This window comes from Yersinia pekkanenii (assembly GCF_001152565.1).
GTDB lineage: Bacteria > Pseudomonadota > Gammaproteobacteria > Enterobacterales > Enterobacteriaceae > Yersinia > Yersinia pekkanenii.
On the sequence record NZ_CQAZ01000071.1, the window covers coordinates 1 to 15,862 of the forward strand.

Genomic DNA, 15,862 nt, shown 5'->3' on the forward strand with positions numbered 1-15,862 from the left:
TGCTCCCGCTGACATTGAGCCGAGCCAAATTGGACAGTGAACCCGATGGTCGCTCGGTTATCCGGCTGCGCTTTGATTGCAGCGCGCTGGCCGACTGGAGCCGTATCAATTTGAGCCGCCTGCCGCTCTATTTTGATGCCGATGCGCCGCTGGCTTGTGCCCTGCATGAGGCGCTGACCCTGAATACCGCCAAACTCTGGATCCGTCTGCCGGGGCAGGCTGATCGCCAGCCGCTGGACGGCCATTTCGCGCCGCTGGGGTTTGGTGAGCAGGATACGCTGTGGCCGAAGGCCGACAGTGCATTCAGCGGTTATCAGCTCTTGCTGGAGTACTTCACCTTCCGCGAAAAGTTTATGTTTGTTGCGTTGAAGGGGTTGGAGGGGGTCGAACTGCCAGCGGAATTGCCGTGGTTTGAGATTGAGGTGGTGCTGGAAAAACGTTGGCAACATGATTTTTCGTTCTCCGAAAAGAATCTGCGCCTGCATTGTGTGCCAGTGATTAACCTGTTCCCGCTGGAATCGGACCCGCTGTCGCTCTCTTCATTACAGACCGAATATCAGCTGCGCCCGATGCGCATTCAGGACGGCTATACCGAAATTTATTCGGTAGATTCAGTGATTTCTTCCCGCCATAGCGGGCATCAGGTTTATGTCCCTTTCACCAGTTTCCGCCACAAGGGCGGGATGCTGCGCCATGATGCGCCGGAGTATTACTACCATACGCGGGTCAAACGCGGGCCTTCGGGGTTACACGATACCTGGCTGGTGCTGGGGGGCGAGGCGTTTGATAACCACAGCGTACCGGATAATGAAAACTTGTCGCTGAGCCTGACCGGCACCAATGGGCAGTTACCGCGTAAAGCGCTACAAAGCACGGTACTGGATACCGCGGTGAAATCCACCGGGGCTCAGGTTCGGGTGCGTAATCTGTCGGCGCCGTCATTGCCGTGCTATCCGCCCAACCGTGACCGTTTTCACTGGCGGGTGCTGAGCCATCTGGGCAGCAGTTTTCTGTGGATGATGGATAACGCTGAAGTGCTGCGCGGCACGCTGGCGCTGTATGACTGGACGGACAATGAAATGAATCGCCGTCGGCTGGAGGCTATTGCCGAGGTCAAACACAGCGAAATTGAACGCTTTGAACGGGGCTATTTGCTGCGCGGGGTACACATTGAAATCACCCTCGACAGCAACGGCTTTACCGGTACCGGGGATATTTGTCTGTTTGGGGAAATGCTCAGTCGCTTCTTTGCCCTGTATACCGATATTCATCTGTTTAATCGCCTGACTCTGATACTGCAACCGACAGGAGAACGTTTGGAATGGGAAGAGAATCATCAGTCCCGCCTTCCCGGCTAATCACCCGGCTTAAGCGGGNCCGGGAACCTATATCATTGTCGGCCACGTTCCCGGCGATTCGGTAAATGGCCGCAAGTTTGCGGGTACCTTGGATAGCCAAAGTAGTTGCCCGTGTCAGGCCCGGTTTATTCCGTCACTGATGAATAGCGCGTATGAAAAATAAAGGCACGACACGGGGCTGAGGAAGAGTCGACCTCATGAAAAAATTATTTTCTCTTTCTCCACACTGTTTCTGAAGCACAGTTTCCCTGTATTTCACCCTTTCCATTAGCACAATGAAAAATATCCCTATGGACGACTTAACCCTGCGTTATTTTGACGCCGAAATGCGCTACCTGCGCGAAGCGGGCGAAGAGTTTGCGCGTGCGCACCCTGATCGGGCTGCCGGATTAAATCTGGATAAAGCCGGGGCGCGTGACCCCTATGTCGAACGCCTGTTTGAAGGCTTTGCCTTTCTGATGGGCCGACTGCGGGAAAAACTGGATGATGACCTGCCGGAACTGACCGAAGGGCTGGTCAGCCTGCTGTGGCCGCACTACCTGCGCACTATTCCGTCGCTTTCTATTGTGGAGTTCACCCCACAATGGCAGGGGATGAAAGAGCGCATGGGGGTGAGCAAAGGTTTTGAAGTGCTGTCCCGCCCCATTGGCGAGCGTGAAACCCGTTGCCGCTACACCACCACGCAGGATATGGACTTGCTCCCGCTGACATTGAGCCGAGCCAAATTGGACAGTGAACCCGATGGCCGCTCGGTTATCCGGCTGCGCTTTGATTGCAGCGCGCTGGCCGACTGGAGCCGTATCAACCTGAGCCGCCTGCCGCTCTATTTTGATGCCGATGCGCCGCTGGCCTGTGCCCTGCATGAGGCGCTGACCCTGAATACCGCCAAACTCTGGATCCGTCTGCCGGGGCAGGCCGATCGCCAGCCGCTGGACGGCCATTTCGCGCCGCTGGGGTTTGGTGAGCAGGATACGCTGTGGCCGAAGGCCGACAGTGCATTCAGCGGTTATCAGCTCTTGCTGGAGTACTTCACCTTCCGCGAAAAGTTTATGTTTGTCGCGTTGCAGGGGCTGGACGGGGTTGAGCTGCCGGCGGAACTGCCGTGGTTTGAGATTGATGTGGTGCTGGAAAAACGCTGGGAACATGATTTTTCGTTCTCCGAAAAGAACCTGCGCCTGCATTGTGTGCCGGTGATTAACCTGTTCCCGCTGGAATCGGACCCGCTGTCGCTCTCTTCATTACAGACCGAATATCAGCTGCGCCCGATGCGCATTCAGGACGGCTATACCGAAATTTATTCGGTAGATTCAGTGATTTCTTCCCGCCATAGCGGGCATCAGGTTTATGTCCCTTTCACCAGTTTCCGCCACAAGGGCGGGATGCTGCGCCATGATGCGCCGGAGTATTACTACCATACGCGGGTCAAACGCGGGCCTTCGGGGTTACACGATACCTGGCTGGTGCTGGGGGGCGAGGCGTTTGATAACCACAGCGTACCGGATAATGAAAACTTGTCGCTGAGCCTGACCGGCACCAATGGGCAGTTACCGCGTAAAGCGCTACAAAGCACGGTACTGGATACCGCGGTGAAATCCACCGGGGCTCAGGTTCGGGTGCGTAATCTGTCGGCGCCGTCATTGCCGTGCTATCCGCCCAACCGTGACCGTTTTCACTGGCGGGTGCTGAGCCATCTGGGCAGCAGTTTTCTGTGGATGATGGATAACGCTGAAGTGCTGCGCGGCACGCTGGCGCTGTATGACTGGACGGACAATGAAATGAATCGCCGTCGGCTGGAGGCTATTGCCGAGGTCAAACACAGCGAAATTGAACGCTTTGAACGGGGCTATTTGCTGCGCGGGGTACACATTGAAATCACCCTCGACAGCAACGGCTTTACCGGTACCGGGGATATTTGTCTGTTTGGGGAAATGCTCAGTCGCTTCTTTGCCCTGTATACCGATATTCATCTGTTTAATCGCCTGACTCTGATACTGCAACCGACAGGAGAACGTTTGGAATGGGAAGAGAATCATCAGTCCCGCCTTCCCGGCTAATCACCCGGCTTAAGCGGGATATCGGCCAGATCAATTTTTACCGCTTCTGTCAGTTGCTGGAGCAACAACCGGGAACCTTGCCGCTCGGCAGTACCNAGCCGCAGGGGTGGCTCTCCGGGCATCATCTCATCAAGAGCGTGCGCTGGGATACGGTACACCAGTCACCGCCGTTGGATGTGAGTGGACGAACCCGACTGGTACCGCCGCGCCCGGAATATCGCGCGCTGCTCAAGCGTCTTTATCTGCAACAAAACTGGCTGGAGTTGTTGGAACAGGCGGAATCGATATTTGCCGAAGGGGTCAACCATTTCTGGCTCGATGTGCAGTGGTATCTGCATCAGGCACTCAGCAAAGCGGGAGCCCCATTCGATGGCTGGGCAGCTTGTATCACCCAGGATTTACGTCTGTTACTGACCCGGCTGCCGGGGCTGGAAGGGCTATGCTGGAGTGACGGCACGCCGTTTGCCGATGAGGTGACGCTGGGGTGGATAAACCAGCAGGTGCTGGAGTCGGTGTCGGGCTGGGGCAGCGAACCTGCTGCCGTGGTGTCATCCGGTGAAGATGGCATTCTGTTGCTGGAGCCAGAAGCTCTGGCTCAGGCGGACAGCGAAGGGATTGAAGCCGCACTTAACTGGTTGCAATCCCGTCCGGGTATTACCACGGCGCGCCATCAGTGGCTGCTGCGTCTGGTGATGGCCCGGGTGGCGGAGCAATACGGTAAGAACGATATGGCCCTGCATCTGCTGAGTGACCTTGATGTCAGTGGCGCATTGCTAACCTTACCGCAGTGGGAGCCGGGGTTGGCGTTTGAAGTCAAAGCCCGAAGTCTGAAGCTGCTGCGGATAAAAGCACAACGCAGCGACAGTGACAAACCCCGCCTGCATGCCGAAATGGAAAGCTTGCTCAGTGGGCTTATTGCCCTTGACCCGGCCCGTGCAGCCGTATTATGCGGATAACCGAAAAGAAAAATATTGCATAAAAAACGTGTTTTTCCTTGCTTTACGCTGTTTCTGAAACACTGTTTTCCTGTATTTCACCCTTTCCATTAGCACAATGAAAAATATCATTATGGACGACTTAACCCTGCGTTATTTTGACGCTGAAATGCGCTACCTGCGCGAAGCGGGCGAAGAGTTTGCTCGTGCGCACCCTGATCGGGCTGCCGGATTAAATCTGGATAAAGCCGGGGCGCGTGACCCCTATGTGGAACGTCTGTTTGAAGGCTTTGCCTTTCTGATGGGCCGACTGCGGGAGAAATTGGATGATGACCTGCCGGAACTGACCGAAGGGTTGGTCAGCCTGCTGTGGCCGCACTACCTGCGCACTATTCCGTCGCTTTCTATTGTGGAGTTCACCCCACAATGGCAGGGGATGAAAGAGCGCATGGGGGTGAGCAAAGGTTTTGAAGTGCTGTCCCGCCCCATTGGCGAGCGTGAAACCCGTTGCCGCTACACCACCACGCAGGATATGGACTTGCTCCCGCTGACATTGAGCCGAGCCAAATTGGACAGTGAACCCGATGGCCGCTCGGTTATCCGGCTGCGCTTTGATTGCAGCGCGCTGGCCGACTGGAGCCGTATCAACCTGAGCCGCCTGCCGCTCTATTTTGATGCCGATGCGCCGCTGGCCTGTGCCCTGCATGAGGCGCTGACCCTGAATACCGCCAAACTCTGGATCCGTCTGCCGGGGCAGGCCGATCGCCAGCCGCTGGACGGCCATTTCGCGCCGCTGGGGTTTGGTGAGCAGGATACGCTGTGGCCGAAGGCCGACAGTGCATTCAGCGGTTATCAGCTCTTGCTGGAGTACTTCACCTTCCGCGAAAAGTTTATGTTTGTCGCGTTGCAGGGGCTGGACGGGGTTGAGCTGCCGGCGGAACTGCCGTGGTTTGAGATTGATGTGGTGCTGGAAAAACGCTGGGAACATGATTTTTCGTTCTCCGAAAAGAACCTGCGCCTGCATTGTGTGCCGGTGATTAACCTGTTCCCGCTGGAATCGGACCCGCTGTCGCTCTCTTCATTACAGACCGAGTATCAGCTGCGCCCGATGCGTATTCAGGATGGCTATACCGAAATTTATTCGGTGGACTCGGTGATATCCTCGCGCCATACCGGGCATCAGGTCTATGTCCCGTTCACCAGTTTCCGCCATAAGGGCGGGATGCTGCGCCATGATGCACCGGAGTATTATTACCATACGCGGGTCAAACGCGGGCCTTCGGGGTTACACGATACCTGGCTGGTGCTGGGGGGCGAGGCGTTTGATAACCACAGCGTACCGGATAATGAAAACTTGTCGCTGAGCCTGACCGGCACCAATGGGCAGTTACCGCGTAAAGCGCTACAAAGCACGGTACTGGATACCGCGGTGAAATCCACCGGGGCTCAGGTTCGGGTGCGTAATCTGTCCGCGCCGTCATTGCCGTGTTATCCACCCAACCGCGACCGTTTTCACTGGCGGGTACTGAGCCATCTGGGCAGTAGTTTTCTGTGGATGATGGATAACGCCGAAGTGCTGCGTGGCACGCTGGCGCTGTATGACTGGACGGACAATGAAATGAATCGCCGTCGGCTGGAGGCTATTGCCGAGGTCAAACACAGCGAAATTGAACGCTTTGAACGGGGCTATTTGTTGCGCGGGGTGCACATTGAAATCACCCTCGACAGCAACGGCTTTACCGGTACCGGGGATATTTGTCTGTTTGGGGAAATGCTCAGTCGCTTCTTTGCCCTGTATACCGATATTCATCTGTTTAATCGCCTGACTCTGATACTGCAACCGACAGGAGAACGTTTGGAATGGGAAGAGAATCATCAGTCCCGCCTTCCCGGCTAATCACCCGGCTTAAGCGGGATATCGGCCAGATCNCGATGGTCGCTCGGTTATCCGGCTGCGCTTTGATTGCAGCGCGCTGGCCGACTGGAGCCGTATCAATTTGAGCCGCCTGCCGCTCTATTTTGATGCCGATGCGCCGCTGGCTTGTGCCCTGCATGAGGCGCTGACCCTGAATACCGCCAAACTCTGGATCCGTCTGCCGGGGCAGGCTGATCGCCAGCCGCTGGACGGCCATTTCGCGCCGCTGGGGTTCGGGGAGAAGGATACACTGTGGCCGAAGGCCGACAGTGCGTTCAGTGGTTATCAGCTCCTGCTGGAGTACTTCACCTTCCGCGAAAAGTTTATGTTTGTTGCGTTGAAGGGGTTGGAGGGGGTCGAACTGCCAGCGGAATTGCCGTGGTTTGAGATTGAGGTGGTGCTGGAAAAACGTTGGCAACATGATTTTTCGTTCTCCGAAAAGAATCTGCGCCTGCATTGTGTGCCAGTGATTAACCTGTTCCCGCTGGAATCGGACCCGCTGTCGCTCTCTTCATTACAGACCGAATATCAGCTGCGCCCGATGCGCATTCAGGACGGCTATACCGAAATTTATTCGGTAGATTCAGTGATTTCTTCCCGCCATAGCGGGCATCAGGTTTATGTCCCTTTCACCAGTTTCCGCCACAAGGGCGGGATGCTGCGCCATGATGCGCCGGAGTATTACTACCATACGCGGGTCAAACGCGGGCCTTCGGGGTTACACGATACCTGGCTGGTGCTGGGGGGCGAGGCGTTTGATAACCACAGCGTACCGGATAATGAAAACTTGTCGCTGAGCCTGACCGGCACCAATGGGCAGTTACCGCGTAAAGCGCTACAAAGCACGGTACTGGATACCGCGGTGAAATCCACCGGGGCTCAGGTTCGGGTGCGTAATCTGTCGGCGCCGTCATTGCCGTGCTATCCGCCCAACCGTGACCGTTTTCACTGGCGGGTGCTGAGCCATCTGGGCAGCAGTTTTCTGTGGATGATGGATAACGCTGAAGTGCTGCGCGGCACGCTGGCGCTGTATGACTGGACGGACAATGAAATGAATCGCCGTCGGCTGGAGGCTATTGCCGAGGTCAAACACAGCGAAATTGAACGCTTTGAACGGGGCTATTTGCTGCGCGGGGTACACATTGAAATCACCCTCGACAGCAACGGCTTTACCGGTACCGGGGATATTTGTCTGTTTGGGGAAATGCTCAGTCGCTTCTTTGCCCTGTATACCGATATTCATCTGTTTAATCGCCTGACTCTGATACTGCAACCGACAGGAGAACGTTTGGAATGGGAAGAGAATCATCAGTCCCGCCTTCCCGGCTAATCACCCGGCTTAAGCGGGATATCGGCCAGATCAATTTTTACCGCTTCTGTCAGTTGCTGGAGCAACAACCGGGAACCTTGCCGCTCGGCAGTACCCACAGCCAGGCGGATGACCCGGTGCGTTTTCGTCCGCATCCGGGCATGGGTTTCCCGGTCAGTGAGCTGAAGGCGCTGGAAACTGATCCGGAGCAGCCTGAGGCCCCGTTGACGGCGCGCACCACCTTTATGGGGTTGTACGGTGTGGATTCGCCCCTGCCGACGGCCTATATCGACGATATCACCCAGCAGCGCGAAGGGCATGAGGCGCTGGAAGGGTTCCTCGATATCTTCAACCACCGTTTTATGACGCAGTTTTATCGCATCTGGCGCAAATACTCCTATCCGGCCACTTTCGAGTCGGGCGGCACAGACAATACCTCTCAGAGCCTGTTGGGGCTGATAGGTATGGGTATTCCCGGTTCGCAGCAGCATTTTGCCACCCCGACATCGCGCTTTTTGGCCCTGCTGGGCGTGATGCGTCAACCGGGGCGAACCGCGGAAGGGGTACAGGCACTGGTGCGACTGCTGGCCCCCTTTACCCAGGCGGATGTCACACCCCATTGCCTGCGCAGGGTGCGCCTGACCTCTCCGATGGCGTTTGCCGATGAAGGGGTCAACTGGCTGGACGGTTACACCGTGCTGGGTGATGAGGCCATTGATGCCAACAGTCAGTTGCTGATTTCTCTGCAGACGGAAGATCGCGACGAGGCTCGTGACTGGTTACCGGATGGCCTGCTGTATACCGATTTTCTGGTGCTGCTGCGGGTCTATCTGGGTTGGCGCTATCGAGCCTGTATTCAACTGACGGTCGCCACCCGGTTGCTGCCGGCGTTGGTGTTGGATGAGACGCCGGTCAGGCTGGGACTGACCGGGGTGCTGGGGCTGGATGGCGATACGCTATCAGACGATATACCTGAATACTATACCGTGGAGCTGGGGCACTACAGTGGGCTGGCTCCAGAGACACATCAAGAAGGAAACCGACGTGTTAACTATCGATTGGAAAAATAAAATCTGCATCCCCGCATTGGTCTTATTGCTCAGTGGCTGTGGGCTGACGCAAACGGTGACTGATAGCACCGTGTCGGCCACAAAATCACTGTTTTATAAGCAGATAAAGGTGCTGCATCTGGACTTTACCGCCCGTGAAGCCCTGAATACCGATGAGCATGAGGCGAACTCGTCATCGGAGCCGGTGATGGTGCGGATTTATCAGTTACGTGATGATAAAACCTTCCTCAAAACGGTGTATCAGCAACTGGCAAGCGACGGGGAGGCGGCGCTTAAAGATGACCTGCTGGCCAGCCGCAGTGTGGTGGTGAAACCCGGCGGTGCGGTAACCCTGGATATGCCGATGGAAAAAGAGACCCAGTTTGTGGCGGTGGTGGCGTTGTTCCGCCATCCGGATATGGCTAAAGACCACTGGCGTCTGATACTCACGCTGGACGACCTGCATCCCGATAAACCTCGGACCCTTGAGTTAGGTAATAACAGCCTGACATTGCGGGCGGAGAAAAAATAATGCCGGACGCCTCCTCGCCATCGCTGTATGAGCAATTGCTGGGCAATTTCACTGGCGGGCTTGAACTGCATCAGGTTAGTGACGAAAACCAGGTCATTCTCTCGGTGCTGGATAACATGCAGCGCATTCTTAACTGCCGGGCCGGAACACTCAGTCATCTGCCCGATTATGGCCTGCCGGACATGAGCGAGATCCTACAGGGATTGCCGGGTACGGCGCATTCATTGCTGACCACCCTGTCCGCCACGCTGCTGAAATACGAGCCGCGCCTGAAAAGCTTGCAGGTTATTTTGCTGCCGCAGACTGCCCCTGGCCATCTGGAGTACGCCATTGAGGCGGAGCTGAAAGGGCTGGGACTGGTGCGTTACGGCACGGCATTTATGCCGGAAGGCCGGGTGTTGATGCGGCACCTTAAGCAACAACACTATCTCAACCAGGGGGGGGCGTTTTGATGTTTTATCAGGGAAGATAACGTGATGAATGTAGCAAGCAGCACTCTCTAAGGCTTGATGCCCTGCCGGATGGGTATCCAGTTGCTTTTTCGTCTCTAAATACGGTGAAGTACGCGAGTGTGGCCCGATGGTGGCAAAACGAGCCGGGCCCNCCGGGCCCGCATCTGTTGTCGCGACTGCGGGCGGTTCACAAAGTAAAAGTAGGTGTGCCGGTATCGCATCAAGAAATAGCGTAAACGCCGAATCTGATTGAAAGGCAATAGTAAATTATTGGTCAACAGGTATTAACAATAGTATTCATTATTATCAAAATAAATTATTTGACCGAATCGCTGCTCTGGAAATTAATCAAAGCTTATATGGGCAGGTTTTTCATAATCCCTATACCGGACATTTATCATGCCAACCATTATTACCCACGCTGCCGTTCCTCTCTGTATCGGATTGGGGCTGGGCAAGAAAGTTATTCCTCCGGCGTTACTGTTGACCGGCATCGTTTTCTCTATGATCCCCGATCTGGATGTTCTCTCTTTTAAGCTAGGTATTGCTTACGGCAATGCCTTTGGTCATCGCGGATTTACCCATTCATTGTTGTTCGCTTTTTTATTACCTACGTTGGCATTGTTCTTCCGCCGCTGCTTCAATGCCAGTTATGGGCGTATATGGTGGTTTTTAACCTTGTCATTACTCTCTCACAGTGTTTTGGACTCATTAACCACCGGCGGAATGGGGGTTGGATGGCTCTGGCCTTGGTCACAGGAACGTTTTTTTGCACCGGTACAAGTGATTAAAGTGGCACCGTTCCAGCTTAGCCAGTACCTCAAACCCAATGGAATTGCAGTGATTAAATCTGAACTCTGGTGGGTCTGGGGGCCGGGAGTCATACTGATGCTGGGGTTGATGCTGAGGCGAATGACAAAAAGCAGGCATGCATAATGGAAATTCAATTTAGCATTAATGCAGAAGACGTCAGTAAGTTAAGAGAAGAGATAATTATTAACCGTTTGGTTGATTATGATAATCGTTTGAAAAAAATGGATCCGATTATAGTTCGGTATGTGTCATTTTATTTTAAAGTAATGGTACCGTTTCTTATCCCCTTCATTCTCTTTTACTTTCCAGTCTTGGGGGGGAGGGCCGGTGGCGCGGAATCATTATTTATGATTAAACCTGAGTCAATCATTGCATTGATTAGTGCAGCGGTTCTTTATATTGGTTTATGGCATCGTTATGGTCACCATCTCATTGAGTTACTTTTTAAAACAAAAATGCGAAGTCGTATTGTAAATAAAATGAGGTCTATGTTTATTCATTCGATCTCTCGTTCTATTACTCAATCTGTCTCCAGACTTGAGGGAGTGCATCGGGTGGGTATCCAGGCAGAGCATTTAAACATTACGGGTCCAACCGGTTCTACAGAACGGTTGCCTTTTCATAAAATCGTCAGTGTTAGTGAAAAAGATGATTATTATCAAATAGCAACCTAGATACCACAAAATATGCGGGCATCTCCCGATTATTTAAAATGTCAGTACAATGAGGTACTTTAAAATATGTCATTTTTTTATTTAAAAATAAGTAAAAATAACCTTACTCTGAAAAGTCTGGATAGCCAAAAAATCGCTTCCGGTACTGCGGCTTTTAGTACCGAGCGACTGCTAATCGGCCAGTTCTTTATTGCTGAAGCCTGTTTGTGTTCTCTGGTGCCGCAGGTCTTCCCCGGATTCATCAACCAGCTAAAGCGACGTCATTTACGCACCCATATTCTGGTTCATGTTCAGGATATGCTCGAAGGCGGGATCAGCCAGGTAGAGCAGCGGATTTTTCAGGAGTTTACCGTTCCGAGCTTCCCTAAGGGACATAGCACGGTTTATACCGCTCCTCAAACACTGAGCGATACGACGGTGAGACGTATTATTCTGATGAATTCCAATAATATCATCACTGCCGCTGACCTACGTATCTGACAAATAGAGTCATGTTGTCACCCGATTTACTGTTCCGGATCGAGTGGTTATAAAATTAATGCTTATTAGCGCATTGTTGCTCTTCTCCCTCACCCTCACCCTATCGGGTTTTGCCTTTGGGCCGCCAGCCATGCAAGCGGGTATTGAGTAGTGGCTGCCATCTGGTTTTTCTCACTCATTAACAATATGCCGTTTGCCATCATGCATGAGGCTGTGTATGGCGTTACTGAATGCGCTTCTCACGAAAGATTTAACTCTGTATGACCATGTGATGTTTTACCCCCACCGGCACCATATAGTACTTTGTTAATGGCGCTTCGGGCCTCGTTGAGCAAAGGATTATCCATAAAATTAGTGCCAATTTGTATGGTTCTGATCCTCCAGTACCACAATCGCTGTCCAGCGAGTCGGAAAATCATAAATACGGCTATTGCTTAAGCGGTATTTCTCCAACCCACTCCCCCCCATGTTTTATCCGCAGACAATTCTCGGCTGTTACGCGACAGTGCCTAATACCTATTTTCTTTATATGGGAACTGATTTTTATTATGGGCATTAACGGTTTTATTTTTTAGTGTTAAATATTAAGAATTGTTAATGTAATGGGATATAACGATGACAAAAGGGTGTCCCTACCTGATAGAGAGTGAAAATAGTAATTATTAGGGAAACAATAGCCTGCGCCACGCTCTACATTACCTGGATGATAATTAGCAGGCTAAGTATTTCGAGGATCATCCTAAAATATAGATTTTTTTATGTTAAAGAGAGTGTTTGGCGCTTTTTTAGAATATTATTCGCGAATAATATCAATGTGAATCTCTACTTGAGATTTCCGTCACTAATGGTACTTCTATATTTGACATAATTGCGTATATGCACAATATTTATCATCTGAGATAACAATCGATTTTAGCTTGTTGAGATGACGCTACTTTAGGTGGTTCCCCCCACCAATTTTTTGTGCTAATTAATGGTTTTTATGCCACCTATAATTCTAACTGCAGATTATCTGATGTGGTTTTTTGCGTGAAATTTAATTTTTAGTGAAGATGTTTTTGGTCGGGGATTTGACGAGTGAGTTTCATGCGGTAATGTTAGTTAATATTTTTTAATAATAAATGTCAAACGAGGGTTGCGATGGCATTTAACAGGATTTTTGACTGCTGGTGTATTAAATATTGAATTATACATCTCATGATAGTTGACAGATTTATATTTAATCAAAAAACACGAAAACGACAACTAAAATTATGGGTAATTGACTTTATTGTAAATGGATTCAGCTAGTTATGCGGTTGTTCTTGTCGTTGTAAATGGCTTGTTTTAATGACTTTTTTACACCTTTTTAATTTAGATTGTCTTTGAGCAATGCAGGTGAAGTTTTACATTGTTTAGGATTTTTTATTAATTGCATTTTATTTGTGAGTCAAGTGTCTATGTTCAATTATTGTAGGGCCATAATCCATTCTTGGAAAGGGAAGTGGTGTCATAGCACTTCTCGTAGCCATGATATGCAAGAAAAAGGGCATACCCGAAAAATAAAAGTTATTGCATGGATTACACTTTTCTTTCAATTAGCCTTTCCATTAAGCCTCTCTTTTGCCCCTGTAATTGCAGCCGCAGCAAATAGTGCAAACTCAGCCCCACTGTCAGTCACTATTCCCGCAGGTACATCCCTATTACCTCCGGCTGCGCGAGCGACGGAGTCTTATGTACTCGGCCCTGGCGACTCAGTTCAATCAATAGCTAAAAAATACAATCTCACCATTGATGAACTGAAGAAAATTAATAGCTATCGTACTTTTTCCAAGCCATTTTCATCACTGACTACAGGGGATGAGATCGAAGTTCCCCGTAAAGAATCCTCATTCTTTAGCAATAATCCTAATGAAAATAACAAGAAAAATGTTGAAGACCAGTTAGCCAGTAAAGCAATGAGCGCAGGTACGTTACTTTCTAATAAAAATACCTCTGATGCGGCAAGTAATATGGCGCGTTCAGCGGTGACTAACGAAGTTAATTCATCTTCTCAACAATGGTTGAATCAATTTGGTACTGCGCGGGTACAGTTAAATGTTGATAACAATTTTAAGCTAAATAACAGTGCTCTGGATCTGCTGGTTCCACTCAAAGACAGTGAAAGCTCACTGCTGTTTACTCAGCTTGGTGTTCGTAATAAAGATAGCCGTAATACCGCGAATATCGGTGCGGGCGTACGCCATTATCAAGATAATTTGATGTATGGTGCTAATGCTTTCTTTGACAATGATCTCACTGGGAAAAACCGGCGGGTTGGTGTGGGCGTTGAAGCGGCAACTGATTATCTCAAACTTTCAGCTAACACCTATTTTGGTCTGACGGATTGGCATCAGTCACGCGACTTTGCCAATTATGATGAGCGTCCAGCAAACGGTTTCGATATTCGGACAGATGCCTACTTACCTACTTACCCACAATTGGGCGGTAAGTTAATGTATGAAAAATACCGTGGTGATGAAGTCGCGTTGTTTGGTAAGGATGACCGCCAGAAAAATCCTCATGCGCTGACGATGGGCGTTAATTACACCCCGGTTCCGTTAGTGACACTCGGTGCAGAACACCGAGTGGGTAAAGGTAATACCAACGACACCAACGTTAATGTTCAGTTAAATTATCGGATGGGGGAAAGGTGGAGTGCTCAGATTGATCCGTCAGCGGTGGCGGCCAGCCGGGCACTGGCGGGGGGGCGTTATGATCTGGTTGACCGCAATAACAATATTGTTCTGGATTATAAAAAGCAGGAATTAATACGACTGACTTTGCCTGAGAGGATCAGCGGCACGGGTGGCGGTGCTATTACATTGACGGCACAGGTACAAGCAAAATATGGATTTAGTCGCATAGACTGGGATACCACACCATTAGAAAGTGCAGGTGGTCTGACCTCTAAGCTTTCTCAGAGTTCATTAGCGATTACATTGCCTTTTTATCAATATATTCTTAGAACAAGTAATACCCATACGATAAGCGCGATTGCCTATGACGCCCAAGGGAATGCTTCAAATCGGGCGGTGACCACCATTGAGGTCACTCAACCAGAAATCATGGAGATCAGCCGCTTGGTGACAACCGTTGATAATATGGCGGCAAATGGGGCCGCCGCCAACAAGGTAGAAGCCACCGTAACCGATGGTAATGGCCAACCGGTCATCGGGCAGGTTATCAATTTTGCAGCAAATAATCAGGCAGTGTTAAATACAACAGAAGCCAGAACTGGGGTTAATGGTATTGCCACTGCCACCCTGACGAATACCGTCGCTGGTGTGAGTGTTGTCAGCGCGACGCTGAGATCTGTTGGTAGTCGCAATGTAAATACAACGTTTATTGCGGATGAAAGTACGGCTGAAATCACTGCTACGAACCTGACGGTGATGACCAATAATTCATTGGCGAATGGCAGTGAGATGAATGCAGTGCGAGCAAAAGTGACTGATGTTCATGCGAACGCCGTTGCCAACCAATCTGTAACATTCAGTGCCACTAATGGCGCAACCGTTATCGAACAAGCAGTGACGACCAATGCGGAAGGGATCGCCGACTCTACCTTGACCAACACTGCTGCCGGGATCTCAATAGTCACGGCAACCTTGGGAACGCAGTCTCGGCAGGTTGAAACGAGATTTGAGCCAGGTTCTACCGCAGCGATTCATTTCATTAAAGTGACGGATAGAGCGATTGCCAATGGTATCGCCAAAAATGAAATCCGGTTCACATTGCAGGATAAAAATGGTAATGCGGTACCGAATATACCGTTGAATATTCAAGCGAGTAATTCGGCTGTTCTGGTTGCTTCATCGCTGAATACCACTTCAGATGGCACCATTACCGCCACATTAACCAGCGTTAATGCCGGGGAAAGCGTTGTTAGCGTGACCTCTCCATCACTGACGAGCATTTCTGTCGGGATGACGTTTACCGCTGATCCGAGTACTGCACTGATCTCTACGTTGATGACGGTTGATAACAATGCGATAGCCGATGGCATTGATACCAATAAAGTACGTGCGTGGGTTGTTGATGCAGGAAACAACCCGGTATCGGGTGTTGACGTGATATTTGTTGCGAGTAATGGTGCGGTTTTAGCACAAAACCCAGTAGTTACAGACAGTAATGGTTATGCAGAAGTCACGTTAACCAACATAAAAATGGGGACAAGTCGTGTTACGGCAACGACGTTGGGTGATAGCGTTGGCCAAACAGCCAGTACCAATTTTGTCGTCGGTGCGGTGGCCAACATTGTTCTGAACAT

The 15,862-nt window shown here is 51.0% G+C and carries 10 protein-coding genes and 3 pseudogenes; all 13 read left to right on the forward strand.

The features are described from left to right. Positions 1-1,358, forward strand: a 1,358-nt coding sequence (tssF, locus tag AEP37_RS21185; RefSeq protein WP_049615202.1) for a type VI secretion system baseplate subunit TssF, incomplete at its 5' end; no start/stop codon positions are given. Positions 1,359-1,389: 31 nt separating this feature from the next. Beyond that, positions 1,390-1,515, forward strand: a pseudogene (locus AEP37_RS28080) (polymorphic toxin type 44 domain-containing protein); the annotation flags it as partial. A gap of 133 nt (positions 1,516-1,648) precedes the next feature. Then, entirely contained in the window at positions 1,649-3,412 is a 1,764-nt protein-coding gene (tssF, locus tag AEP37_RS21190) for a type VI secretion system baseplate subunit TssF (RefSeq protein WP_049615203.1), read from the forward strand. 96 nt (positions 3,413-3,508) lie between these two features. Continuing rightward, a pseudogene (locus tag AEP37_RS21195) lies at positions 3,509-4,368 on the forward strand (type VI secretion system domain-containing protein); the annotation flags it as partial. Positions 4,369-4,480: 112 nt separating this feature from the next. Continuing rightward, the gene (tssF, locus tag AEP37_RS21200; RefSeq protein WP_042820780.1) at positions 4,481-6,244 is read left to right on the forward strand and encodes a type VI secretion system baseplate subunit TssF; all 1,764 of its coding nucleotides are present in this window, start codon (positions 4,481-4,483) and stop codon (positions 6,242-6,244) included. Between the two features lie 28 nt (positions 6,245-6,272). Then, positions 6,273-7,592: pseudogene (gene tssF / locus AEP37_RS21205) on the forward strand (type VI secretion system baseplate subunit TssF); the annotation flags it as partial. Next, positions 7,556-8,641 carry a type VI secretion system baseplate subunit TssG gene (gene tssG / locus AEP37_RS21210; protein ID WP_049615204.1) on the forward strand — a complete coding sequence of 362 codons (1,086 nt, stop codon included), beginning with the start codon at positions 7,556-7,558 and terminating at the stop codon, positions 8,639-8,641. The pseudogene tssF (AEP37_RS21205) and the gene tssG, both read left to right, overlap by 37 nt. Beyond that, positions 8,616-9,152 carry a type VI secretion system lipoprotein TssJ gene (gene tssJ / locus AEP37_RS21215; RefSeq protein ID WP_049615205.1) on the forward strand — a complete coding sequence of 179 codons (537 nt, stop codon included), beginning with the start codon at positions 8,616-8,618 and terminating at the stop codon, positions 9,150-9,152. The genes tssG and tssJ overlap by 26 nt, the downstream gene beginning before the upstream one ends. Next, positions 9,152-9,604: a type VI secretion system baseplate subunit TssE gene (gene tssE / locus AEP37_RS21220; protein WP_049615206.1), complete on the forward strand. Its 453-nt coding sequence runs from the start codon at positions 9,152-9,154 to the stop codon at positions 9,602-9,604. The genes tssJ and tssE overlap by 1 nt, the downstream gene beginning before the upstream one ends. 399 nt (positions 9,605-10,003) lie before the next feature. Then, positions 10,004-10,540, forward strand: a complete 537-nt coding sequence (locus AEP37_RS21225; protein WP_049615207.1) for a metal-dependent hydrolase — start codon at positions 10,004-10,006, stop codon at positions 10,538-10,540. Further along, on the forward strand, positions 10,540-11,091 hold the full coding sequence (locus AEP37_RS21230) for a hypothetical protein (RefSeq protein ID WP_049615208.1): 552 nt from the start codon (positions 10,540-10,542) through the stop codon (positions 11,089-11,091). The genes AEP37_RS21225 and AEP37_RS21230 overlap by 1 nt, the downstream gene beginning before the upstream one ends. 66 nt (positions 11,092-11,157) lie before the next feature. Further along, positions 11,158-11,571, forward strand: coding sequence for a YjaA family stress response protein (locus AEP37_RS21235; protein WP_049615209.1), 414 nt, complete (start codon positions 11,158-11,160; stop codon positions 11,569-11,571). 1,439 nt (positions 11,572-13,010) lie between these two features. Continuing rightward, on the forward strand, positions 13,011-15,862 hold a 2,852-nt coding region (locus AEP37_RS21240), incomplete at its 3' end, for an invasin-like inverse autotransporter protein (RefSeq protein WP_049615212.1).

What these genes read in the sequence shown, in the direction of transcription:
- AEP37_RS21235 (WP_049615209.1), top strand. Translation starts at nt 11,158, where the DNA reads ATGTCATTTTTTTATTTAAAAATAAGTAAAAATAACCTTACTCTGAAA.
- AEP37_RS21230 (WP_049615208.1), top strand. Translation starts at nt 10,540, where the DNA reads ATGGAAATTCAATTTAGCATTAATGCAGAAGACGTCAGTAAGTTAAGA.
- tssF (WP_042820780.1), top strand. Translation starts at nt 4,481, where the DNA reads ATGGACGACTTAACCCTGCGTTATTTTGACGCTGAAATGCGCTACCTG.
- tssG (WP_049615204.1), top strand. Translation starts at nt 7,556, where the DNA reads ATGGGAAGAGAATCATCAGTCCCGCCTTCCCGGCTAATCACCCGGCTT.
- tssF (WP_049615203.1), top strand. Translation starts at nt 1,649, where the DNA reads ATGGACGACTTAACCCTGCGTTATTTTGACGCCGAAATGCGCTACCTG.
- AEP37_RS21225 (WP_049615207.1), top strand. Translation starts at nt 10,004, where the DNA reads ATGCCAACCATTATTACCCACGCTGCCGTTCCTCTCTGTATCGGATTG.
- tssE (WP_049615206.1), top strand. Translation starts at nt 9,152, where the DNA reads ATGCCGGACGCCTCCTCGCCATCGCTGTATGAGCAATTGCTGGGCAAT.